Annotated in this window: 19 protein-coding genes; 7 read left to right on the top strand and 12 right to left on the bottom strand. The window is 49.1% G+C overall.

Features of this window, described 5'->3' with window-relative positions; all coding sequences use genetic code 11:
* The first annotated feature begins 13 nt into the window (after positions 1–13).
* Both NX722_RS21070 and NX722_RS21065 read left to right on the top strand, forming a co-directional pair.
* Entirely contained in the window at positions 14–1,216 is a 1,203-nt protein-coding gene (locus NX722_RS21070; RefSeq protein WP_262563783.1) for an ISL3 family transposase, read from the top strand.
* Positions 1,213–1,824 (top strand): AAA-type ATPase lid domain-containing protein, encoded by a 612-nt coding sequence (locus NX722_RS21065; protein ID WP_262564837.1) that lies wholly within the window; start codon positions 1,213–1,215, stop codon positions 1,822–1,824. Before NX722_RS21070 ends, NX722_RS21065 begins: the two co-directional genes overlap by 4 nt.
* A 95-nt stretch (positions 1,825–1,919) precedes the next feature.
* On the opposite strand, the gene NX722_RS21060 is transcribed toward NX722_RS21065, so the two are convergent.
* From NX722_RS21060 to NX722_RS21020, 9 genes are all read right to left on the bottom strand, one after another.
* Positions 1,920–2,666, bottom strand: a complete 747-nt coding sequence (locus tag NX722_RS21060; RefSeq protein WP_262564835.1) for a hypothetical protein — start codon at positions 2,664–2,666, stop codon at positions 1,920–1,922.
* A 165-nt stretch (positions 2,667–2,831) separates the two neighbouring features.
* Positions 2,832–3,602: an SDR family NAD(P)-dependent oxidoreductase gene (locus NX722_RS21055; RefSeq protein ID WP_262564833.1), complete on the bottom strand. Its 771-nt coding sequence runs from the start codon at positions 3,600–3,602 to the stop codon at positions 2,832–2,834.
* A gap of 35 nt (positions 3,603–3,637) precedes the next feature.
* Positions 3,638–4,750, bottom strand: coding sequence for an ATP-NAD kinase family protein (locus NX722_RS21050; protein WP_262564831.1), 1,113 nt, complete (start codon positions 4,748–4,750; stop codon positions 3,638–3,640).
* A gap of 87 nt (positions 4,751–4,837) precedes the next feature.
* Positions 4,838–6,394, bottom strand: coding sequence for an aminomethyl-transferring glycine dehydrogenase subunit GcvPB (gene gcvPB, locus NX722_RS21045; protein WP_262564830.1), 1,557 nt, complete (start codon positions 6,392–6,394; stop codon positions 4,838–4,840).
* 27 nt (positions 6,395–6,421) lie between these two features.
* A complete protein-coding gene (gene gcvPA / locus NX722_RS21040) occupies positions 6,422–7,819 on the bottom strand; it encodes an aminomethyl-transferring glycine dehydrogenase subunit GcvPA (protein ID WP_262564829.1) in 1,398 nt (465 codons plus the stop codon).
* 328 nt (positions 7,820–8,147) lie between these two features.
* The gene (locus NX722_RS21035) at positions 8,148–8,732 is read right to left on the bottom strand and encodes a hypothetical protein (protein WP_262564827.1); all 585 of its coding nucleotides are present in this window, start codon (positions 8,730–8,732) and stop codon (positions 8,148–8,150) included.
* Between the two features lie 32 nt (positions 8,733–8,764).
* A complete protein-coding gene (locus tag NX722_RS21030; RefSeq protein WP_262564826.1) occupies positions 8,765–10,141 on the bottom strand; it encodes an OmpP1/FadL family transporter in 1,377 nt (458 codons plus the stop codon).
* Positions 10,142–10,300: 159 nt separating this feature from the next.
* A complete protein-coding gene (locus NX722_RS21025) occupies positions 10,301–10,915 on the bottom strand; it encodes a trimeric intracellular cation channel family protein (protein ID WP_262564824.1) in 615 nt (204 codons plus the stop codon).
* 111 nt (positions 10,916–11,026) lie between these two features.
* The gene (locus NX722_RS21020) at positions 11,027–12,286 is read right to left on the bottom strand and encodes a Bcr/CflA family multidrug efflux MFS transporter (protein WP_262564822.1); all 1,260 of its coding nucleotides are present in this window, start codon (positions 12,284–12,286) and stop codon (positions 11,027–11,029) included.
* 304 nt (positions 12,287–12,590) lie between these two features.
* Here NX722_RS21020 and NX722_RS21015 point away from each other — a divergent pair, with 304 nt between their 5' ends.
* Both NX722_RS21015 and NX722_RS21010 read left to right on the top strand, forming a co-directional pair.
* Positions 12,591–13,238: a hypothetical protein gene (locus tag NX722_RS21015; RefSeq protein WP_262564821.1), complete on the top strand. Its 648-nt coding sequence runs from the start codon at positions 12,591–12,593 to the stop codon at positions 13,236–13,238.
* Between the two features lie 156 nt (positions 13,239–13,394).
* Complete coding sequence (locus NX722_RS21010) at positions 13,395–14,789, top strand: serine hydrolase (RefSeq protein WP_262564820.1); 1,395 nt, start codon at positions 13,395–13,397, stop codon at positions 14,787–14,789.
* 76 nt (positions 14,790–14,865) lie between these two features.
* Here the strand turns inward: NX722_RS21010 and NX722_RS21005 are convergent, their stop codons facing one another.
* Complete coding sequence (locus NX722_RS21005; protein ID WP_262564819.1) at positions 14,866–15,384, bottom strand: NYN domain-containing protein; 519 nt, start codon at positions 15,382–15,384, stop codon at positions 14,866–14,868.
* 91 nt (positions 15,385–15,475) lie between these two features.
* Here NX722_RS21005 and NX722_RS21000 point away from each other — a divergent pair, with 91 nt between their 5' ends.
* The 3 genes from NX722_RS21000 (at position 15,476) to NX722_RS20990 (ending at position 19,554) form a co-directional block, all read left to right on the top strand.
* On the top strand, positions 15,476–17,179 hold the full coding sequence (locus NX722_RS21000) for an IS66 family transposase (RefSeq protein WP_262563696.1): 1,704 nt from the start codon (positions 15,476–15,478) through the stop codon (positions 17,177–17,179).
* 270 nt (positions 17,180–17,449) lie between these two features.
* Complete coding sequence (locus tag NX722_RS20995; protein WP_262563762.1) at positions 17,450–18,850, top strand: IS1380 family transposase; 1,401 nt, start codon at positions 17,450–17,452, stop codon at positions 18,848–18,850.
* A 197-nt stretch (positions 18,851–19,047) separates the two neighbouring features.
* Positions 19,048–19,554 (top strand): IS1 family transposase, encoded by a 507-nt coding sequence (locus tag NX722_RS20990; protein WP_262564818.1) that lies wholly within the window; start codon positions 19,048–19,050, stop codon positions 19,552–19,554.
* Positions 19,555–19,764: 210 nt separating this feature from the next.
* Here NX722_RS20990 and NX722_RS20985 read toward each other — a convergent pair whose 3' ends face one another.
* Entirely contained in the window at positions 19,765–20,310 is a 546-nt protein-coding gene (locus tag NX722_RS20985) for an SRPBCC family protein (RefSeq protein WP_262564817.1), read from the bottom strand.
* 27 nt (positions 20,311–20,337) lie between these two features.
* Entirely contained in the window at positions 20,338–22,347 is a 2,010-nt protein-coding gene (gene mutL / locus NX722_RS20980; RefSeq protein WP_262564816.1) for a DNA mismatch repair endonuclease MutL, read from the bottom strand.
* Positions 22,348–22,398 lie beyond the last annotated feature (51 nt).

The following is a 22,398-nucleotide window of genomic DNA, read 5'->3' as shown; positions in this document are numbered from 1 at the left end:
TGAAGGATCAGACATGTGTACAACACCCTCACTACGTCCTATGTTCGCATTTCCCGGCTGGGTAATCGAGCAGATTGATATTGATTGGGAAGTCAAACAAGCTTTTGTCTATCTCCGCAGGGATGGCCGAATTCAGCACGAGAAATGCAGTCAATGTGAAACCCCTATGGGACAAATGAAGACAAAAGATCGGTGTGTCCAGGATTTACCACTGGGAGTTCTACAGGTAAATCTTCTCTTCACAGCTTTTCAGGGCCGCTGCTCACACTGCAACAATATTGAAACCGTTACTATTCCTGGTTTAACTCCCAAGGCTCAGGCAACCGATCGCCTTAAACGACACGTCAGCCATTTATGTCGCTATATGCCCTGCGACAAGGTGCCTGAATTCATTGCTATATCCGGTGGTACTGCCCGTCGTTGGGATAAAGAGATGCTGCTGAGAATGCTTTCAGCTCCAAAGCGTGACGGTATTCGCGCTCTGCTCATTGACGAAAAATCCATTGGCAAAGGCCATCAGTATCTTACCGTTGTTCTTAACGCCGACTCAGGAGAAACCCTCTTCCTTGGTGAAGGCAAGCGAAAAGAGACTCTGGATGAGTTCTTGAGCAGCCTGACTGAAGAGCAAAAAGCGAGCATCGAGTGTGTTGGCATAGACCGTGGTGGCAGCTATCAGGCTTCGGTGAAAGAGCACTTGCCCAATGCGGATATTGTATACGACAAGTTTCACATTATTGCCAATTATAATGATGTGATAGATCAGATAAGGCGCAGGGAGTGGCGTCAGGCTGAAGAAGAGAACAAGCCCTTTATCAAGGGTCAGCGGTTCAACCTGTTCATGAACCCTGAGAACCTGACTCCAAAGCGAGAAAGCAGTCTGAAAGAGCTCTTGAGCATGAACGAGGATCTCAATCAGGCTTACATCCTGAAAGACATGCTCAAACAGCTATGGACGTACACGTACAAAGCGTGTGCCGGCAAGTTTCTGGATAGATGGATAGAGTTAGCAAAAGAAACCGGAATTGCAGAACTTAAGAGGTTTGCTAAGGGCTTGGACAGGGCAAGAGAGGGCTTGCTGTCGTACTGCCATCATCGTATAACCAGCGCGAAGATTGAAGCTTTCAATGGAGTCATCAAACGGATTATCTACAAAGCTTGTGGCTACAATGATCTTGATTACCTCTATCTTAAAATCAGGCAGGAGGCTGTAAAATGATCAGCCAACCTGTAAAAGAGCCAAATAAAAACTTCAGGCAGGATCTGTATTACCGGCTGAATGTTATGTCCATTGATATTCCCCCTCTAAGGGAAAGAGGTAGCGATGTCACACTGCTCTTTGATCACTTTATGGAGAAAATCACCAGCACTGTCGGCCTGCCGGTCAAACCCTGCTCCCCGGAGGTTATCGGCTGCCTGTGCGACTACCCCTGGCCCGGCAACGTCCGGGAACTGCAAAACACCGTTGAACGACTTTATTATATCGCCAGCGATGAAAGCATCACGGTGAACCATTTACCAGACAATATCAGGAAGCACTTTAACCTGCACAGCCCGGATAGCTACCTGGATAGCTACCTGGATAGCCACCTGAATAACCATCTCGATAACACCCCATATAACAACGCCCCACAGGCTAAATCCACAAAATCAACACTCAACGATATCAGGAAAACTCGTCTGGCAAACACTTGCAACACTGAAAAAGTGGTCATACAAACCGTATTAAGTAAGCACAATGGTAATGTCAGCCGAACCGCTAAAGCGATGGAAGTGTCGAGAAGCACGCTTTACCGGAAAATGAAAGCCTACAATCTACTTTCCTGACCTCTCTCGAAGCAGGGGCTTAGATGATCCCCTGCCTTTCGAATGGCTAAGGAATACAAGTATTCAATAGAATCACACGGTACAATGACCACAATCTATAAGTAGTAAGTCACCCCTAGCTTGATATGCTCTTCGGTATCAGATTTTTTAAACCCGGCATAATCAATCTTTGTCTTCTGATAAAAACCAGTGACGTTTATCCACCACTTCTGGTCTGAACTGACAGGCTGGTTGTAGATCACCTCAAGCTTGTCGGCATCAATATTTTTGGTGTCAATATACTCAGGTTGAAAACTGAGATACCGGCCATCTTCACCCAGCACAACTGACGCCAGAACATAAGCCTGGTAGCCTTCGCTTTTCTCTTTTTTAACACCCCCCATTTTGTGCTCAACGCTGACATAGCCAACATTAGGTGCAAAGGACAAGTTCTCGGAGAATGAGTTAAGCTTGCCAATCACGCCTAGCGCGGTAATGTCCATCTTGCTGTCATGGCCCTTGATGTAATCCACCGAGGTCCCAATACCCCGCAACAGGTCACCTTCCAGATTACGGACACCATAAAAACGTACCCGTGACGTATTGTTAACCTCAGACCCCTGATCCCAGGTCCGGGTATGCTCTACCAGCCCCAGAATGTTGTATTTGGAGGCGATGTCAGAAGCCAGCCCAACGCTGAACTTGTAGTCTCTGTTACCCACCTCACTCCACAGGTAGGTGTAGGTGTTAGTAATATCGGAAGGGTCAATGGACTCTTCCCCATGGACAGAAGGTGCAGCCATAGCTGATGAAAGCAGTATTAACGGAACGCCCGTTAAGTTTGTTTTTATTCTGGAGTTCATTTTTTAAGCCACTTTATTTATTTTTTTATGCATTCATAAGGGGGGAGCAATCAGAAACACACCGAGCTATTAGCTGCCCTCAACCATCAACGGGTTACGGGTTACGGGCTACGGACAGCGGCAAGCGGCAAGCGGACAAAGCATTCCCCCCAAAAACATTGAAACTTAAAGCTCCACCCCCTCCGTCAATTTACCAATAGCCTTCATACCCGTACCGGCTTTATAGCCGCCATCCATGTCAATGGCTGTGCCGGTAAGATAGGTGCAGTCGTCTGCCGCCATAAAGTGATACATGGCTGCTATCTCTTCAGGCTCGCACATTCTGCCCAGTGGCCAGACATAATCCTTGAGCATTAGTTCAAGCTCGTTGCCTTCCGCATGAGCCATCGGCGTATCAATGGTGGACGGGCAGACACAGTTCACCCGGATGTTTCGTTCCGCCAGTTCCAGGGCAGCAACACGGGTTACCTGAATAACACTGCCTTTTACTGAGCAGTAGGCACCGTATCCGGGGAAACCAATTTTACCGGCCAGGGAAGCTGTATTGATAATAGAACCACCGTCGTTCATATGGGCAGGGCCATACTTCAGTCCATACAGAACACCACCAAAATTCACGTTAAATACTTTCAGGTACTCATCCATCTGAGCATCTTCCAGCATTTCACCGGGGACAATAATGCCAGCGTTATTGATCAGGGTATCAACCTTGCCATAAATCTCTTCGGTTGCCTCAAACAGATGCCTGACGCTCTCCTCACTGGAAACATCCACATGAACATAACGGCAACCCAGTTCGTCAGCCAGCGCCTGCTGGTCAGTGATGTCGGCGATGATAACTTTTGCTCCGGCCTTACAAAACCGCTTCACTGTCGCCAGGCCAACGCCAGAGCCGCCACCGGTAATCACAGCCACTTTGTCTTTTAACGAAAACATTACTTTCACCCTGCCTTATATTTTTTAAAATTGTTTTAAGCACCGACCCGGCACATTGTAGATTCCATAAACCCGGTCACTACTTTGGTAAAACCACTCAGGGACTGATTCAGCTGGCTGTCGCCGGTATCCACCAGCAGTGTTTTCCCGGGAATCGCCAGTAGTTTGTCCTTGGTGGCAACAATCTGAATATTCTCTCGTCCTAACTGTTTCAAAATCCGGGGGCTGAGTTGTTGATTGCCCCGGCCAAAAATATGCCCCTGTCCTCCTATTGCTGTCACAATAACGGTCGCTGGTTGATCTTTAATCAGCTCCCATAAGCGACGTTCGCTGACATCGCTGGCCACCAGCTCACCATTGCGAACCACATCGACACCGATTAGCGTATTATCGAGTCCCAGTCGTTCCATAACGCTGCGGGTGGTGGTGCCGGGCCCGATAATATAAATCCGGTCCGGCTCCATGTTATTCACTACATCCTGACTGATGCCCATTAATGTGGCGGATTCTGACTGACTTCTGACTTTGACATTCTGGATGCACTTACGATTGGCAGGTACCTGCATATAGCCGTATAACCTGGCGCTGACACGCCCCTGCCGGTAAGCCTCCTCATCAAGATCCATGACTTCGGTCTCACGGGTTTCTGGCAAAGTGTTAGTGAGGAACTGAACAATGGCCTGACCTGCCGCTTCCGGGTTTACAGCATAAACCCCCGAATGCATCTTGACCCCGGCCGGTATTCCCAGCACCGGAATACTCTGCCCAATGGCGCTGTAAATATTCCGGGCAGTACCATCACCTCCGGCAAACAGAATCAGGTCTACCTGAAGTACAGCCATATCTTTCGCGGCGTGAACCGTATCTTCCGGTGTCGTATAACCCGTCTGGATAGCCCCCAGCACTATGGGGTTCAGCCCTGCCTCCCGAACAGCGGCCTCTCCCATCTCTCCGGGATAAGTAAAAAGTTCCAGTGAGTCACTGATCTGCGAGAGTTTCCTGAGTGCCTGCAAAGTCCGCTCAAAAGACTCTGAGCGCCCCCCCAGTTCAAGAGCCTGATGCTGAATCTCTGCTCCGTCACTGCCCTTCAGGCCAACTCTCCCCCCCAGTCCCGCTACGGGATTTATAATCACACCGACTTTTTTCATGGACTACGATTACGCATGATCAGGATTTTGAGAAAAGCCGACCAGAATGGTTAAAAACCATTATGGTCGACTGTCGTACGACAATAATTACTTTTTAAAGCGACGTACGTACTGACGCCAGGTGCTGGCCACTACTTCAAATGACTCACCCATCACATGGTTCGGCACATGACGGCTGGCTTTATAAGGTGCCTGCGCGACCATTTCCGGATTTTCAAGACACTCGTTCGCTACGGTTTTCAGCACTTCCACGTAGTAGTCAATGTCTTCCTTGTTGTAGGAATCACAAGGCTCAGGTGTGAAGGGCTCAGGAACGGTGTAAGGGTGGTGGGACTGCCACAGCTCAGAGAGACCATAGTCCACCAACCGGGCATTAACCGCATCGATACCCAGGCCACCGGTTTTCTCAAACAGCTTGTCGAATGACAGGCGGGTCTGCTCCATACGACGCACTTCTGGTGAATAATGCAGAGAAACGCCCGGCACTTTTTCCAGAATCTCATCGGTCATGTACTGGTTGTTCAGCACGGAGATCACCGCCGCCTGTTTCAGACCTTCCGCACCCAGGGTGCGACACCACATATACGCCCTGACCACAACAGGGAAGTTGCCCAGAAACGCCTTGATGTGACCGATGCTCTGTTCACGGTCGTAGTCCACGCGATACTTGCTGCCATCAAATTCAACCGTAGGCTTGGGCAGGTAAGGTGCCAGTTCCTCAATGCAACCCAGTGCGCCACAGCCAGGGCCGCCGCCACCATGAGGTGAGGAGAAGGTCTTGTGCAGGTTGAAGTGCATCAGGTCAAACCCGGCTTCCCGGGCCCGTGCAATACCCAGCAGGGCGTTGGCATTGGCCTGGTCATAAGCACACAGGGCACCCACATCATGGGCAGCCTTAGTGAACTCGTCGATCTGGTCGTTGTAGATACCGGTATCTTCCGGGTTGGTGATAAAGATACCCGCTGTCTTATCACTCAGGGCCGCCTTGAACTCTTCCAGGCTGGGCAGGCCGGTCTTTTCATCCGGCATCAGGGTGATAACCCGGTAACCCAGGATGGATGTGGCTGCGGCATCAACAGGGTGGGAGTGCAGGGTGGTGATGATCTCATTTTTATGGCTGTTGCCATTGGCCTTGTGGTAGGCGCTGATGATCTGCGCATTGGAGTAAATCGCATGACCACCGGAAGCTGGCAGGAAGGAGATGCGGTCCATACCACCAATTTCCTTCATAATCTGCTCGGTTTCGTAGTAGATCTTTAGAATGCCCTGCATGGACTCTTCAGACTGAAGCGGATGCACACCCGCCAGACCCGGGTGACGGCTGACCACGTGTTCCTGAACCTTCGGGCTGTACTTCAGGGTGCAGGTGCCCTGGGAAATACCCAGCGTGTTATCAGCGCCCATGTTTTCCTGGGACAGGCGGATGTAATGGCGGTTCACCAGTGCCTGGTTGACTTCTGGCAGAGCGGGCCTGCTCTTTCTTCTGACCTTGCCCAGTACTGATACGCCGTCGCCTACTTCAGACTTGACCGCAGCCTCAGCCTGTGGAACCAGAATGCCCCGCTCTCCGGGCGTTCCCATTTCCATGATAACCGGCTCATTCCAGCGAGCCTGATGAAACTCTCGTAATTGTACTTTTTCCATGACTTCTTTCCCCAAATCTTAAAAATCTTAAATAGCGGCCTTGATTGTTTCTACCAGCTCATCAATATCCTTCTGAGTGTGAATTTCAGTCACACAGTACAGGGCGCTCTGCCCCAACTCAGGGAAGGTGGATGAAAGATCGTAACCACCAAAGATCTTCTGATTCATCAGGCTCTTGTTGATCTCAGACACAGAGCGGCCAGTGCCACTGAAATCAACCACAAACTCTTTAAAGAAAGGACCAGACAGTTTGATTTCTACGCCAGGCAGCTCTGCCAGTTTGCGGGCCGCATACTGGGACTTTTGCATGATGCTCTCGCCCACATCTTCCATACCCTGCGGCCCCATCAGCGCCAGATAGACGCCTGCAGCCATGGTCCAGAGTGCAGCGTTGGTTCCGGTAAATTCGGAAGCTTCTTCACGCACTGCGTAGGAAGTCCGCTCAAACGCAGCCACCCATGAAAAACCGATCTCTCCTTCAGCAGAAGTCGGGGAAGCCGCTACCATCTGGTCTTTCAGTTCGTACAGATACTCTTTTTTGTCCTTGACCATCACATAGCCTGCCACGCCGCAACCGGCCAGCATATGCAGCCCCAGGGAGTGAATGTCACCACAGGCAATGGTAGCGCCGTAAGATCCCGGTGCTTCTACAACACCCAGAGAGATAGGATCGGCATAAACAATAAACTCAGCGCCAGCGGTTTTCGCCAGCTGGCCGATTTCTTCAGCCTGAGTTTCGACAATGCCGAGGAAGGTAGGATTCTCAATAAAGACGGCAGCGGTCTGGTCGTCCAGCTTCTGCTTCAGCTCCTCCAGATCCAGCAGGCCGGTTTCGCTGTCGTAACCGATGTATTCAATCTGGGCATACTGCTGATCAATGCCCCCCAGATAGTTGTGAACAATCTCCTTGTTCTGGGGGTTCATGCTCTTTGGCATCAGAACCTTGCGACGACCGGTAATACGGCAGGCAATACGGATGGAGTGGCCTGCGGAGGTGCCGCCGTCGTACTGAGGCATCGCAATACAGTCCATATCCAGCAGCTCGGCCATCATGCTCTGGTATTCAAACTGAATCTGGGACTTACCCTGGTCCGCCATCAAACCGGCATAGGCCGTACTCAGTTCACCACGGCCAATGATCTCATCAACAACAGCGGGGACATAATGGGGTGCACAGCCTGCTCCCAGGAAGTACTTATGGGTTGACAGGTTGGCGTTACCGGCCAGCAACTCTTCCGTGTGCCTGCGTACGGTGTATTCATCCAGCATCGCCTCAGGGAGATTCATCTCCTTTTGCAGCAGGTGCTCCGGAATGGAATTAAACAACTCCATTTCGTCGGTCACATTGACTTTCTTCATCAATGCAGCCTTGGTCTCCGGTGCCGTATTCGGAATATAAGGATAAACCACTCTATTCTCAGTCATGCTTGACTCCCATAGCTCGACTTGCATTTTTATTGGTGAAAACTGCGTTAAAACTATTGCTTGTGCAGTTGTTCAGAAAAACGGTTTATGACTATGGGGCGCAAACTGCATGCCAGAACTAAAAAAACATTGTCGTCTTTATGTAAAGCGCCAGAAAAATAGCGTGTTTCCGGAGAGAAAATATTTGATCGTAATTGTTAATATGACCCAGATCAGTGTTCAATGATGTACTACAACTGTCTGTTAAATGGTATTGTGACACAGCATTGAGACACTAATGGGACAGTTCTTAGCCTGTAGTCAGACGTAATGGAAAGGTGTAATAAAATTATGGCTGCTTTTCGGTGCTATCGGTTGCCTGCCGTCCGGAATCTGAGTCGGGTGATGAAATCAATACATACACGGTCCAGTCATCCGAAAACAGACCTTTGGTGTTAACCAGTTGAGTTGAGCCACGAACCTGTCCGTTCAGCAGGTATTCTGTTTTTTCACCTTTGTTGTCTGGCAGCTGTTCATGCCGTGTCTCAACACTGGCAGCCTTGATGCATTGCTGGATGGTGCTGTTGGTTTCATCGTAAATGGCCTGTGCAGACTGAGCGTTGGGCAGGACTTTACTGCAGACAAAGCTGTAGCGATTTGACCATTGCCAGATTTCACAGTTGGTTTCCAGTGGCTGATAGGTGGATTTCCACAGGGTGATTTTGTTCTGGAAGTTTGGCTGTGAACGAATGGCCCGGAAGCCATTGCTACTGTTGTCGAATACATAATTAATCTGCTCACAGACATCCTGCTGATCAGGTTGTTGTGCAAGCTGTTGTTTTTCTTTTTCAAGTTGAGAAGCGCAACCTGTCAGCAGAAGCACAGTCAGAATGGCCATCCGTGCGGCGGGTTCAGGGAGAAATCGACCAGACATTTATCACTCCTCCAGGCTTCATGCCTGAGATATTAAAAGCGATAGTTCAACTGTGCTGCCACAATGTGCGAACTGTTATTATATTCCCCGGTGATTTTGCCGTATTCAGCATTCACGTTATGGGGCGGGGTGCCGTTATATTTTGCTTCTGAAATGCTACCTTTGTCCATCACTACATAAGCGTAAGCCACATCAATGCTCAACTGTTCAGTCGGCTGCCAGCTGGCTCCACAGGTAAACCAGTTCCGGTCGGCATCCGGAGAGCGAACAGTACGATTTTTGTCGTCTACTGGTGACAGATCCCGCATGTAACCCAAACGCAGCAGCCATTGTGGCGCTATCCGGTAAGAAGTTCCCACAGAAAACGCCCATACGTCTTTCCAGTTCATGGGAATATAGGAAGACGGATCAGTGGCGATTTCAGGAGGCAGATTGGGAATACCGGACTGGCTGATCTTCACATTACTTTTGGCTTTGATGTAAAACTGTTTAAAACGACTCCAGCGGGTCCAGGTGGCGTCTGCCATCAGCGTCCAGCGAGAATCAATCTGGTGGGTAATACTCAAAGCTGCCCGTTCTGGCATAGTAATATCGAGTTTGGCATCGACCTTATCATTGACCGACGCATCAATCAGTGGATTTTCGGGAACCATCAGCCTGCCCTGTACCTTGATGTCACCATCCAGCGTAAACTCCAGCTGAGAATGATACACAGCGCCAATTTTCGTTTGTTTATTAATCTGCCATATAACCCCTATGTTCCAGCCCAAGGTATTATCGTCGCCCTCTATCGTCGCATCGATGGGCAGAACATCCGGAACACCGGCAGTTTGCGTCAGCCTGCCTTTGACATAAGCACCAATCAGTCCGATACCGATGGCAAAGTCTTCCCCTGCCTTAAACGACAACGTACCTTGTAAATTGATGACTTTAACGCTGGTTTCATCACCGAAGTACTTGCCGGGCCAGCCATCTTTGTAGTCCAGTTCAATACCAAAGGGGCCGTAAGCACTCAGGCCAGCCGTTATTTGATCGTTGAAAGGAATTGATAAATGTCCAAAAGGAACCGGTGTCGTTTTTTGAAAGTCAGTGCTTTTGCCACGAAGAGTTTGCCCATTGTCATAGGGGGGTAGAGGCGGTCTTTTATATTGTCCCTCAAACTCACCTCCTTTGAAGATCAGCGCAGAACCCACAGAGAGGGTATTGTGTTTCACAAAGCTGATCCCTGCCGGGTTATTGGCTGCTATGGAAGCGTCGACGGGGTTTGAGGCACGACCGGCAAAGCCTGTCCCCATGTAGCTGGCAGAGTTTTCATTGAGGCTGTAACCTGCTGCCAGAGAGTGGGCAGAGTAAGCCATAACGCAGAAAAGGGAGGCAGCCCGGTATAAGCCGGTGCAGAGATGATGCATGGTAAACCTCGACAACGATGCTGACATAGGGAAGCGATGGTCGAAACAGAATAAGCATCAAAGATTTATAGTTTGTCTGGCAGGAAACGCAGAAGAAAATAGTTTGAAAGGTGATTGGAAAGACGGCCTTGAGCGTCTGCAAAGCCGTCTTACAAGTGTTCAGTTGTTGATCTTGGGCAACTGAAAACGTGGCAGGGAAATATTGTTATACAGGGCAAGCAGTCGCATAAGCAGGACTAAAGTCGAAGAAATAACAGCAGCCAGTGTGAAACCCAGAACCGAGTCCAGAAAAACAAAGAGAGCGCCGCCAGCAATAGCGGCAGAGGCATAGACCTCGTTGCGCAGCACATTCGGTATTTCATCCGCCAGTACATCCCGGATAGCGCCACCGCCACAGCCGGTCAGAACCCCCATCATCACTGCAACAACAGGCTCTGCACCATAAGTCAGGGCTTTATCCGCACCAATCACAACGAAGACCGCGAGCCCCAGGGCGTCGGCCACCTGAAGTGGCCACTTAGCCTTTTCATGCCAGTTACGCAGTGCAATGGCGAGCAGGGTAGAAGCCAAAATAACGGTTAAATAGAGAGTGTCCTGAAACCAGAAGACGGGTGTCGCACCCAACAGGACGTCACGAATAGTGCCGCCGCCCACGGCGGTCACGAAAGCCAATACCATGGCTCCAAAAATATCCATGTCTTTGCGACAGGCGACCCAGGCTCCACTGATAGCAAAAACAGCGGTACCAAATAAATCCAGGCTATATAACAGCATGTTCAGACTGATTGTGGAGTTAGAAAGTAAACAAGATTATATAGCCGGTAGTTGAGGGTCAAATATAGTCGGAAACCGTTATAGGGTGCGGGGCGCACCTACCTGAAATGGTCAGGCAGATACTTTTTCTTCACTGGCCGCCGACTCTTTCCGTGATCCCTGTTCTGTTGCGGGAATACCACCGTTCGATATGAGCAACAGGCTCGCCACCGATAAAATACCGCAGCCCGCCATAACCATAGCCATTGGCATGGTCGTACCGTCATGTAGCAGGCCGACAAAAGCCGCTGTTGCAGCGCCAATACTAAAACGCAGTGCGCCTGCCATGGCATTGGCAGTACCTGCTGAACGAGGGAAATGAGCCAGTGCCAGGGCATTGGAATTTGGTCCTGTTAAACCTAAGCAGGCGACATAAACCATAATCGGTAAGACAATTCCCGCCAGCCCGGCGTTTCCTGTTTTAGCATTCAGAAGCAGGGCAAAGGCAGCCACAGCAGCACTCATGCTGCCGGTTCGGAGAATGTTAAATAGCGGCATACGGCCAATCAGGCGAATATTAACCATATTCATAATGCCCATGGCAAAGATGTTCAGGCCAAACAGCAACCCATAGCTTTCCGGATCAATACCATACAGTTCGATATAGACAAAAGGCGATCCGGTAATAAAGGCAAACATGCCTCCAAAGAAAAAGCCATGGCACAGAATGCAGCCCATGGCATTACGGTTTTTGAGGACACTGATATAGGTGGCAGCCAGTTCTTTTGCCGGAACATTTAAACGACGATCTTCTGGTAATGTTTCAGGCACTCGCCAAATTGCCAGCCCCATGGCCAGAAAAGCCAGCGCAGCCAGGAAGATGAACAGGCTTTCCCAGCCGAAAAATCTTAAAATTTGTCCGCCCAGCAGTGGAGCCAGAAGTGGAGCAACTGTCATTACCATCAAGATAGACGACAATGCTTTTGCACTTTCCTGCCGGGGAAACAGATCCCGAACCATGGCCGGAATGGTCACCATGACCGCCGCCCCTGCCATGGCTTGCAATACCCGTACGATAATCAACTGGTTGGCATCGGTACACAGGGCGGCCAGTATGTTAGTAACGAGGTAGCCAACCAGTCCCGGCAGCATCACTTTCTGACGGCCAAAACGGTCTGATAAAGGTCCGTAGATTAACTGGCCCAAAGCAAAGCCCATGGTGTAAGCACTGAGGGTAAACTGGATTTTACTGAGAGGTTCTCCCATATCGTCGGCAATAGCGGGCAGAGCCGGAAGATAGAGATCAATGGCCATGGGGCCAAGCATGGTGAGAGCACCAAGAGTCAGAATGAAGAACATCCTTTCACTCTTGTTGTGTATATCGATGGTCATACAGCTGCCTGAGGTGTGTCTATAGACGACTATGTCGTTATTAGTTCCTTCTGTTCGGTTAGATTTGGATATATACAATTTTTGTCGTTAAACAGAGGGTCAGGTCATTATAAAATTTATCACTATATAAATACATGTTAATTATTAAACAGAATAAGCTCGGGAACGGCTCTAAAAGCATGCTATTGCGATTTTTGTCGATTCACAGCGGTAAAAGCTCAGTTTATCCTGCTCTTCTGAAATCAGAATAAACCTTGGCACAATTGTCCCGGCAACCGTTGCAACGAAACATATTGTGCTGTGAATGACAGGGGTAACAGGAACCGTGAACAAAAATGCATTGTCTGAGCTGGGTGAGCTGATTGTTTCCAAAGAAAAGCTAATGAATGTTCTGGCAAATAATGTTGACAGCTTGAGTGACTATCCCAGCCTTCAGGCTCATGTCAGCAAGAAGCATCCTAACCTTCAGGCTTACCAGAAGCTTTCCAAAGAGAAGAAGAAAGAGTTTTATGACGCTCTGGATGAGCGTTTGGGCTGGATGATTTATGAGATGATGCTTGATGAAAAACTGGACTTTCTGGTTGAGCGGGCGGCGTTTTTAGTAGGCGACGATATCAGCAAGCTGCACACATTAAGCCTGAAGGAGTTCGGGCCGGATTTGGTGGTCAGGTATCTAACAATGATCTGTTCAGCGGTTTACTCCCAGACCGAAGAACGTCCGTCTTACCCCTGGCTGGCAGAAAAAGGCCGCTGGGACCCGGCGTTCTGGTCTAATGCGGATAAAGCCTTTATCGCCTGGGAGCAGGGTTATCGCAGCCATTACAAACTGGATAACTGGTGCCAGGAGAATCTGGGCTGCCGGGCGCCACAATCGTGCATCAAGTTTTTTAAAACCATTGGTGATCCTGGGCAGATTCCCCAGTGGCTGGAAGTCTACGGTGAAGAGGCGTAGTGATGCTTAATGATGTTATTACTAGGCATTATTAAAGCTTCACTAAACAGGGACAAAAAGCTTGCTGATTCTGCTTTTGATAGAGTGATCAACAAGCAGCAGGGACAGTCAGTTTGTCAATGCTCAATCCCTCTTCAGTCAATCGGTGCGAGTGAAATGAAAAAATCGATCCTGGCAATTGCTACGGCAGCCGCTTTGTTCGCCACAGGTACTCAGGCTCATGTGACCTACCATGAACCCGATCAGCAGATGGAAAAGAACCTTAACGTATACGGAACTGGCATCGTTGACTGGGAGTATTCAAAGTTTGCCCGTTACGCCATGATCGACAGCCACAAGATTCATTACTGGGCTGAGATTCCTGCCCCTGCTGAAAAAATGCCCATGAAAAAGGCAGCCAAACAGTTGGATGTCAGCAAAATCACCGTACCTGATGTCGTACCTGGTAACACCATCAGTATGTATAACCTGATGCGTGACCGTGCTGAAATCAGCTCCTACGTGATCATGAACAAAAAAGGCGAGATTATTGCTGAGGACTACTGGAACAACTCCAAAGTAGACACCAAGCACCAGCTGCACTCCGCTAATAAATCCTTTACCTCCATGGCCTGGGCGGCGGTAGAGGCGACTGGCCTGGTGAGTGCGGACGAGATTGCTGAAACCTACATCAAAGAGCTGAAAGGCACGCCGTGGGGCAAGATCAAAATGCGCCACTATCTGGACATGACCTCCGGCTCCAACACTATGGATATGTCCCGCGAAGGCTGGCATAACTGGGAAATGCCAGATGGCAACGTAACCGACAGCTCCATGTCGACAGTGGCTGGTTATGCTGGCCTGGTAGAAAAAGATGGCAAGCTGGTTCCACCTGTGCAGGCAGAGAATGCCAAAGGCATTACCCGCCTGAGTGAATATCTGGAACTCTACGCCAAAAACCATGACCCTGAGTGGGAAGCTGGAGAGAAGTACCAGTACCGCTGCCTGAACACAGAAATGGTGGCTATGGCACTGGTTCGTACAACCGGCAAGCCGCTGGCTGAAGTATACGACGAGTACCTGTGGTCTAAAGGTGGCTTCAACAACTACGGTGCCTTGTACGTTAACCAGGATAAGGATTCCATCGGTTCCGGCTCTTTCAATACGACGACCCGTGACTTTGCTATCGGTTCTTTTATCATGGCTAATGGTGGCAAGAACTGGAAAGGTGAGCAGGTTGTTCCTGAATCTTTTGTAAAAGAAGTCGAAAAAGGCGATCCGGTGGTTAAAAAGGCCTGGGCTCAGATTTCCTATGAAGGTCTGGCGGTTCCTACAGGTGCCTGGTACAAAAACCAGTTCCGTACACTGACTGATCCGGAAACCGGCGTTGATTTCTCTATGATGCTTGGCACAAACGGGCAGGTATCTGCCTGGGATCATAAAACCGGCAACGTTATCGCTATCTTCGGTGATTACCGTAGGCACACAGGACAGGCGTTGATTCACACATACTTCTTTGATGTGATCAAGCCGCTGTTCAAGCGTCTGGCTGATGAGCAGGCTACTTCTTAACGGCTAATGTCGCTTAATATGCCCTGCCATTCAAGGCAGGGCTTTGCTCTGGTAGCAGAGTAAAAAAAGAAGAGGGCTATGCTCGGTCTGTTTTTCTAGATTTAAGGCTTTTGTCACCAGTTTCCTTTGAGTTTTCTGAACTCCACCACTTGGGTTTTTCATCAGGTTGTAAGTTTGTCACATCTCTAATGATTGAGACCAGATCATGAGATACTAAACCATCAATATGCTCGTTCAAACTCGTGTCAATATTATTTCGGAGAGGGTCAAGAATAAAATCAATCCCGTGCTTTCTTGCCATTTTTGCAGCCGGAACAAAGTCACTGTCACCTGCGATCAAAATGATTTTATCGACCAGCTTTTCATAAGAGAGTGAGGCAATATCAATCCCAAGCTTGATATCAACTCCTTTTTGGCGAACTTCAAAGTTGAAATCTTTGTTGGTCATCTCAGAAAAATGCTTCTCCCCTTTAATAAGGGCTTTCGTTGCAAAGGAAGTTAATCGCCATCCATTGGATTTGTCATGTTTTGTACTACCCAGTCTCAGTGCCAGCTTCCTCTGTTGTTTCAGTTGCTCAAGGATTTCACCTCTCAATATACTGGAAGGGTAACTGCTCAAAATTGACTGGCAAATCAACCTCTACAGGTCAAAGAAAGTTATCCTGATCTTTCGTATATTTCACCGTATGCACCTGCCTGACTCACTATTCTCCAGTACAGACAATGAACAGTTGCGTTCATTCGTCAAAAACCTTCTCGACACGGTCGAGAAGCAATCTGTGCAAATTGAAAGGCAGCGCGTTCAGATCGAACAGCTGGTCGAAGAGAACGAACAGCTTCGAGCAGAAATTCGCCACCTGAAGAAGCACAAGGGCAAGCCTAAAATCAGGCCTAATGTCTCGGACAAGGGCGATGATCAGGAAGACAGCTCTTCTGCGGAAGACACTGATCAGGCTGCCGGGAAAAGTGACACTGATCGTCCGCCGAAAAGTAAACGACCACGATCACAAGAAGCCGGTGAAACCGCTGCACCACCAATGACTGTTGACCGAGAGGAAATCTGTTCAATCGCTGCTCCCGGTGAGAACTGGCGCTTCAAGTGCTATATCGACTTTTTCCATACTGAGCTGGACTTGCGTTTTGTCACTACTCGCTACAGGCGTGAGTATTACACAACTCCGGAAGGCGGGGTGTCAGCCCCGCTACCTGATCATGTGAAAGACCGTTTTGGCGACAACCTGAAAGCCCATCTGCTGGATTTTTATCATTCATGCAGTACGACACAGCCACTACTGCTATCTTGGCTGCACGACCATGGATGCTCAATATCAGAAGGTTCCCTGAGCAACATCCTGACGAAAGGCCATGATATTTTCCACCAGGAAAAAGAAGAATTGCTGGAAGCAGGGCTGACTTGCTCTGATTATCTCCAGGCCGACGACACAGGTGCTCGCCACCAAGGAAAAAACGGCTACTGCCTGTTTATCGGCAACCCTTATTTTTCCTACTTCCATAGCAGCGACAGTAAGAGCAGGATTAATTTCCTGGGCTGTCTGCAAGGGCAGCAGCGGCTTTATCTTCTCAACGACGTTGCCATTGACTACATGGAGAATCAGGTTGATGTGTCGAAGAAGTGGATCACTGCGCTATCCGAATGCGGCGAGAAGCGTTTCTCAACAGAAGAAGAGTGGGAGAGCTTCCTTAACAGCATTGGTTGTGCTGCCCCGCAACAAAGGCGCTGGGCGACAGAGGGTGTTTTAAAGGCCGCATTGATGCTCAATCATCGCCTTGAGAACCTGATTATCCATAGCGATGGAGCCCGGCAGTTTGATACAGCCTTTCAGCATTCGCTGTGTTGGTACCATGCGGGAAGAAACATGGACAAGCTGATACCGGCCAATGACCTGGAACGAGCCGCCCGTGACACCGTGCAGGATCAGTACTGGTGCCTCTACGACGACATTGAGGCCTACCAGAAAAAACCAACGGACAAGGAGAAACAGAAGCTCTACCAGGAGTTTGATCGTTGGGTAACACAGCGGGTTGACTACCCTGCCTTGCAGGCTGAGTTGGGCAAACTGATGGTTGTCAGGGAAGAGCTGTTATTGGTTCTTGAGTATCCGTGGCTGCCACTGCACAACAACCTGAGCGAGAGGCAGATCAGAGAGTATGTGAAACGGCGAAAGGTTAGCGGTGGTACCCGGAGTAAACTTGGGAGGAAATGCCGCGACACCTTTGCCAGTTTGAAAAAGACCTGTAAACAACACGGGGTGTCCTTTGCCAACTATCTCAGGGACAGGCTGACTGGAACCAATCTGATTCCGCAGCTGGGGCATCTCATCCTGAAGGCATCAGGCTATCAGGAAACGGTTCTTGCCAATGGAATATGAGCAGTTACGAATCTTGTTTGGATGTACCGGGGTAACTTCATTATAAGCACTGAAAGAAAATACTTGGTAGAGTTTTTGAAAGCTTTTAAACAAGTTTTGCTATCACAAAATAACTCAGCAACTCTTTTTCAGATTGAAGAAGAGGTTTCAAAAATATTAAAAATTGCCTTAGCCCGGATATTTCATAAAAAGAGGCAAGTTCCGCCCAATCACTTGATATAATTGGGTCGACCAAAAAAATGCTTCGGAAGAAGCAAACCGGAACTTGCCATGAACAAATTTACACAAGAACAGCTTCGTTTTCACCCCTCCAACGGAAAAACTATCCGGGCAGACTTCAATGGCGGAGAATTATCCTCTGATTTTGGCGCCCTGATGCTACGTGAAACAATGCTTCACAGCGGTATCATATCCAGGCTGACTGACGGCATTGACGATAAACGTCATCAATCCTACATCGACCACACCCTGCAAGAACTCATTGCCCAAAGAGTTTTGCAAATGGCCTGTGGTTATGAAGATGCAAACGACAGCAACCATCTGCGTAAAGACCCAATCTTTAAGCTTGCCAATGGAAGAAACCCACTGGACGATGATAACCATCTGGCTTCCGCTCCAACGTATACAAGGCTTGGTCAGTCCATGACCAAACGGGATATTTATAATATGACCAAAGCACTGGCTGATCACTTCATCAGCAGTTATGAATACCCGCCATTAGCCATCATTATCGACCTGGATCATACGCCTGCTATCACCCATGGCGGCCAGCAGATGAACCTGTTCAACGCCAAATATCAAGACTACTGTTACTTGCCCTTAATGATCTTTGAGGGGCTCAGCGGCAAGCTGATCACTTCGATCCTGCGTCCTGGAAAAACACCCACAGGCCGAGAGAATGCAGCTATTCTCCAGCGCCTCATTAAGCTGATCCGTACAAGATGGCCGAAAACCCATTTACTGGTTCGTGGGGATAGCCACTTTGCCCAACCAGAGTTAATGCAGGTTGTTCAGGATGACCCTCACTCCGACTACGTGCTGGGAAAAGGCGCAGGACACAAGACGGCCTTGCGACCTAAAGCCAAAGAGTTGCTGGATGAAGCGCGGAAAGCTCTCGACGTTAAAACCGGGCTGGCAAAACTGAACAACATGCCAGAGCCTGAGCGACTCAGGCTCTACGGAGAAACGGACTATCAGGCAAAAAGCTGGAAAGGGCTGGACACCCGGATAATCTATAAGGCAGAGGTCAACCAGAAAGGCGACAATCCCCGCTTTATTGTGACTTCGATGATGGAGGCTTCCCCCGAGGAAATATATGAAGACCTTTATTGTCCCAGAGGGCAGGATGAGAACTTCATTAAGCATCTGAAAAGTGATTTGTCCGGTGATCGCTTGTCAGATCAAGGCTTTCTGGCAAATCACCTGAGAATGTTTTACGCCTGCGCTGCTTATGTTCTTCACTATGAGCTGAGAACCAAGGCACTGAAAGGTACGGAGCTGGAAAAGGCACAGCCATCAACCGTGATCACAAAACTTTGTAAGGTCGCGGTTAAAGTGGTTGAGTATAAAGACCGAATCAAACTTCACTTGCCCCGCAGCTGTCCAATAAAAGGGCTTTTGCAGCATATAACCGAAGTCTTTTATTCAATGCCGCTGCCTCGACCGGGATAGTCAGCTTCATAAACTCAATCAGAATAAAATAGCGACCAACAGAAAGAGTGTTGGGGAATTCTGTTGTCCTGAAAAAGCAGGTGCTGATCAAAAAACATCCGAATTAATGGTGAGTTCGGGTTGTAATACCTTTTTCATGGACAGTAGAGCAACAGACCTCCGAAAAAATCAGAATGGGATGTTTTTTCCGGAACTTGTTGCTCATTTATGAAATATTCGGGTTAGTTCAAGTTAATCCAAATATTCAGAAAATGGATCTTGGAACGGGTGCTGTGATTCACGTAGGCCGTGCCTGCCAAGAGGCTGAGATAGATGAACAGTGGTCGTATGTGTTTGAAAAAAGTAACCAGCGTTGGCTTTGGCATGCAGTTGATCATGCGACCAATACTGTTTTGGCTTACGTTTTTGGGAAACGAAAGGATGAGGTTTTCAAAAAACTAAAAGAGCTTCTTGAACCATTTGGTATCAAGAAATTTTATACTGATGATTGGGGAGCCTATGAACGTAATCTCGACGAAAGCAGACACATCATTGGAAAAGAAAATACTCAGAAAATTGAACGTAAAAACCTGAATTTTAGAACTTGGATTAAGCGTCTGGCCAGAAAGACAATATGCTTTTCAAAGTTAGAACAAATGCACGATATTGTTATTGGCCTGTTGATCAACAAAATCGAATTTGGCATTGACATCCATGAAATATAACAGGTTTGCCCCACTACCCCAGAATCATAGCCAGAGCCATGATCTGGTACTGATACCACTTTCAGTCTGTTGATCAAAGAAAATACACGAAAAATGCTGGCAAACCCTATAAAACGCAGCAGTAGCTGCCCCCCAATCAGGAGTGGAGGGATGTCAATGCAATCTCTATAGCCCACAACCGAAACTTCGATCCAGATAGTCTTGACAGGTTCACTTAGACACTGACAACCCTGTTTCAAAATAGTATCTCACGCCATCAGCCAGCTCATCCAGCTGCTGCTGGAGACGGGGAGTGATCACAGGCGTCAGAAGCCACTGTCCCAGCAACCCGAAGCGGGGGCGAACGGTGAGAGTGATCGCCAGATCTGTTTGAAGCCCCTGCTCATCGTCCGGTTCAATACGATAGCGTGTTTCCATGTCGTGAAACGGGAGAAAAAATGAAACGTCGTTAAGCCGAAGTACATAGCCCTGTCCATCATCCCACTCAATCACTTCTTCCTGTACTGTCCGCTGGTTTTCCAGCCAGACAATACGTTGAGCACCTTCGCCCGTTTTCTGATCCGTCGTGATGTCACTGCCGTTAACAAACGGAACGTAATGTTGTACCTGCGGCAAGTCAGACAGCTGTTGCCACACTTCAGAGACTGGCTCACGAATCAGCGACTGGGACTGTAGCCGGATACGGGGATTGTTCTGCGGGACTTCCATTAATAACAACATCACAATGAGTAAAAAAAACGCACAAGCCTTTTTCATCCCTTAAGTCCCTCTGGCTGCTAAATGTTATCGTCCCCGTAAAAACAGCTTATCCAGCTGATCCATTGTCAGCATAGTCCAGGTTGGGCGTCCATGATTACACTGGCCACTGCGTTCCGTCTGTTCCATGTCTCGCAGCAGAGCGTTCATTTCTTCGATAGATAAACGACGATTCGCCCTTACCGAACCATGGCAGGCCATGGTGGCAAGAATTTCATTGATCTGGGATTCAACCCGGTCACTGTCGCCATGCTGTGACAGGTCAGCCAGCACATCACGCACCAGCTTTTCAACGTCGGCAGTCTGCAGCATCACCGGAACCTGACGCACCAGCAGGGTTTCCGGCCCCATGCGCTCAAGCGCTAACCCCAGTTTTTCAAAGTAACCAGAAAACTCTTCAGCAGTATTTGCTTCCCGGTCGCTGACAGCAATGGATTTTGGCACAAGCAGAGGTTGAGCCTTTATGCCATCTGCGTGCCAGGCGACTTTCATGCGTTCATAAGTGATGCGTTCGTGGGCGGCATGCATATCCACCAGCACCATGCCCTGTTCATTTTCAGACAGGATATAAATGCCTTTCAGCTGCGCCACAGCAAAACCGAGTGGCGGCATACCAGAGGTATCAGACGCAGGCAATGGATCATTCACACTGGTAATGGCTGGAGTTGCTGCGGAAGGAGTTGCTGCGGAAGGAGTTGCTGCTGTAGACACATAATCCGGCACCGCTGACTCCCCTACTGCCGAAGCAGGCCGGGATGATGTACTCACTTGCGCAGGACTTGCAGCAGCTGAATACAATTCGCTGTAAGCCTGCAGGTGCTTCTGGATTTGAGCCGGTTCCGGCGCACGCTCAACACTCCGGCTAAAGCTTCCAGCCCCCGCCGGTGAGCCAGGTGAAGCAAAGGCAGTCTGCCCGGCAGGCTTGGAGGCCGTTGTCAGCGAAATATTTTCCTGTCCCTGAAACTCTCCTGCTTCCACGCCAGTAGCCTGTGGCTGAGCCTCGGTCAGAGAGGAAGGAGGCAATTGCGCATCAGGCGTCACTTCTCCCAGAGCCCGGTGCAGTGTACTGAACAAAAAGTTATGCACCGTTCGCCCGTCACGAAAACGAACTTCATGTTTGGTCGGATGCACATTGACATCGACCATGGACGGGTCCAGCTCAAGGTACAGAACAAATGTCGGATGACGTCCGTTGTAAAGTACATCGCGGTAGGCCTGCCGCACAGCATGAGCAACCAGTTTATCCCGAATCACACGACCATTAACGAAGAAGTACTGAAGATCAGCACTGGAGCGGGAAAATGTTGGCAGCCCAACCCAGCCCCACAGTTTCAAACCAGAGGCTTCAACATCGATAATGACTGCATTTTCAATGAATTTAGGGCTGCACAACGAAGCTACCCGCCGGTCTTTCTCTGCCTGAGTGTTTGCCGGACGCAACTGATGAACGCTGCGCTGGTTATGTCTCAGGGTAAAACCCACATCAAAGCGGGAGAGAGCCAGCCGTTTTACCACTTCTTCCAGATGAGAGAATTCGGTTTTTTCCGTGCGCAAAAATTTACGTCTTGCCGGTGTATTGAAAAACAGGTCTTTGACTTCCAGCGTGGTACCAATTGGATGCGGAGCTGGATTCACAACCGCATCCATATCCCGCCCTTCGGTACGAACCTGCCAGCCGGATTCCTGTCCCCCGGAGTTTGATGTCAGTGTCAGTCGTGACACAGAGCTGATGGAGGCCAGGGCTTCTCCACGAAAACCCAGCGTTGCCACGCCCTCAAGGTCTTCAAGCTCAGAGATTTTACTGGTGGCATGGCGGGACAACGCCAGCGCGAGGTCATTTTTACCAATCCCGTGACCATCATCACGAATGCGGATCAGTTTCACACCACCACTTTCCACCTCTACCGTTACCCGCCTTGCGCCCGCATCCAGACTGTTTTCCAGCAACTCTTTAACAACGGAGGCAGGGCGTTCAACCACTTCACCAGCAGCGATCTGGTTGGCAAGGCGGTTGTCCAGCAGGCGGATTGGCTTCATATTGCAGTGTTATTCCGGGTGAATTCAAAGTCTTCAGAAAATGACCGACGA

It is taken from the genome of Endozoicomonas gorgoniicola, from assembly GCF_025562715.2.
Taxonomy (GTDB): domain Bacteria; phylum Pseudomonadota; class Gammaproteobacteria; order Pseudomonadales; family Endozoicomonadaceae; genus Endozoicomonas_A; species Endozoicomonas_A gorgoniicola.
This window is presented reverse-complemented; position numbering and strand designations above follow the sequence as displayed.

Coding starts and splice junctions, on each gene's coding strand:
- NX722_RS21070 (WP_262563783.1), top strand. CDS start 14: ATGTGTACAACACCCTCACTACGTCCTATGTTCGCATTTCCCGGCTGG.
- NX722_RS21065 (WP_262564837.1), top strand. CDS start 1,213: ATGATCAGCCAACCTGTAAAAGAGCCAAATAAAAACTTCAGGCAGGAT.
- NX722_RS21060 (WP_262564835.1), bottom strand. CDS start 2,666: ATGAACTCCAGAATAAAAACAAACTTAACGGGCGTTCCGTTAATACTG.
- NX722_RS21055 (WP_262564833.1), bottom strand. CDS start 3,602: ATGTTTTCGTTAAAAGACAAAGTGGCTGTGATTACCGGTGGCGGCTCT.
- NX722_RS21050 (WP_262564831.1), bottom strand. CDS start 4,750: ATGAAAAAAGTCGGTGTGATTATAAATCCCGTAGCGGGACTGGGGGGG.
- gcvPB (WP_262564830.1), bottom strand. CDS start 6,394: ATGGAAAAAGTACAATTACGAGAGTTTCATCAGGCTCGCTGGAATGAG.
- gcvPA (WP_262564829.1), bottom strand. CDS start 7,819: ATGACTGAGAATAGAGTGGTTTATCCTTATATTCCGAATACGGCACCG.
- NX722_RS21035 (WP_262564827.1), bottom strand. CDS start 8,732: ATGTCTGGTCGATTTCTCCCTGAACCCGCCGCACGGATGGCCATTCTG.
- NX722_RS21030 (WP_262564826.1), bottom strand. CDS start 10,141: ATGCATCATCTCTGCACCGGCTTATACCGGGCTGCCTCCCTTTTCTGC.
- NX722_RS21025 (WP_262564824.1), bottom strand. CDS start 10,915: ATGCTGTTATATAGCCTGGATTTATTTGGTACCGCTGTTTTTGCTATC.
- NX722_RS21020 (WP_262564822.1), bottom strand. CDS start 12,286: ATGACCATCGATATACACAACAAGAGTGAAAGGATGTTCTTCATTCTG.
- NX722_RS21015 (WP_262564821.1), top strand. CDS start 12,591: ATGACAGGGGTAACAGGAACCGTGAACAAAAATGCATTGTCTGAGCTG.
- NX722_RS21010 (WP_262564820.1), top strand. CDS start 13,395: ATGAAAAAATCGATCCTGGCAATTGCTACGGCAGCCGCTTTGTTCGCC.
- NX722_RS21000 (WP_262563696.1), top strand. CDS start 15,476: ATGCACCTGCCTGACTCACTATTCTCCAGTACAGACAATGAACAGTTG.
- NX722_RS20995 (WP_262563762.1), top strand. CDS start 17,450: ATGAACAAATTTACACAAGAACAGCTTCGTTTTCACCCCTCCAACGGA.
- NX722_RS20985 (WP_262564817.1), bottom strand. CDS start 20,310: ATGAAAAAGGCTTGTGCGTTTTTTTTACTCATTGTGATGTTGTTATTA.
- mutL (WP_262564816.1), bottom strand. CDS start 22,347: ATGAAGCCAATCCGCCTGCTGGACAACCGCCTTGCCAACCAGATCGCT.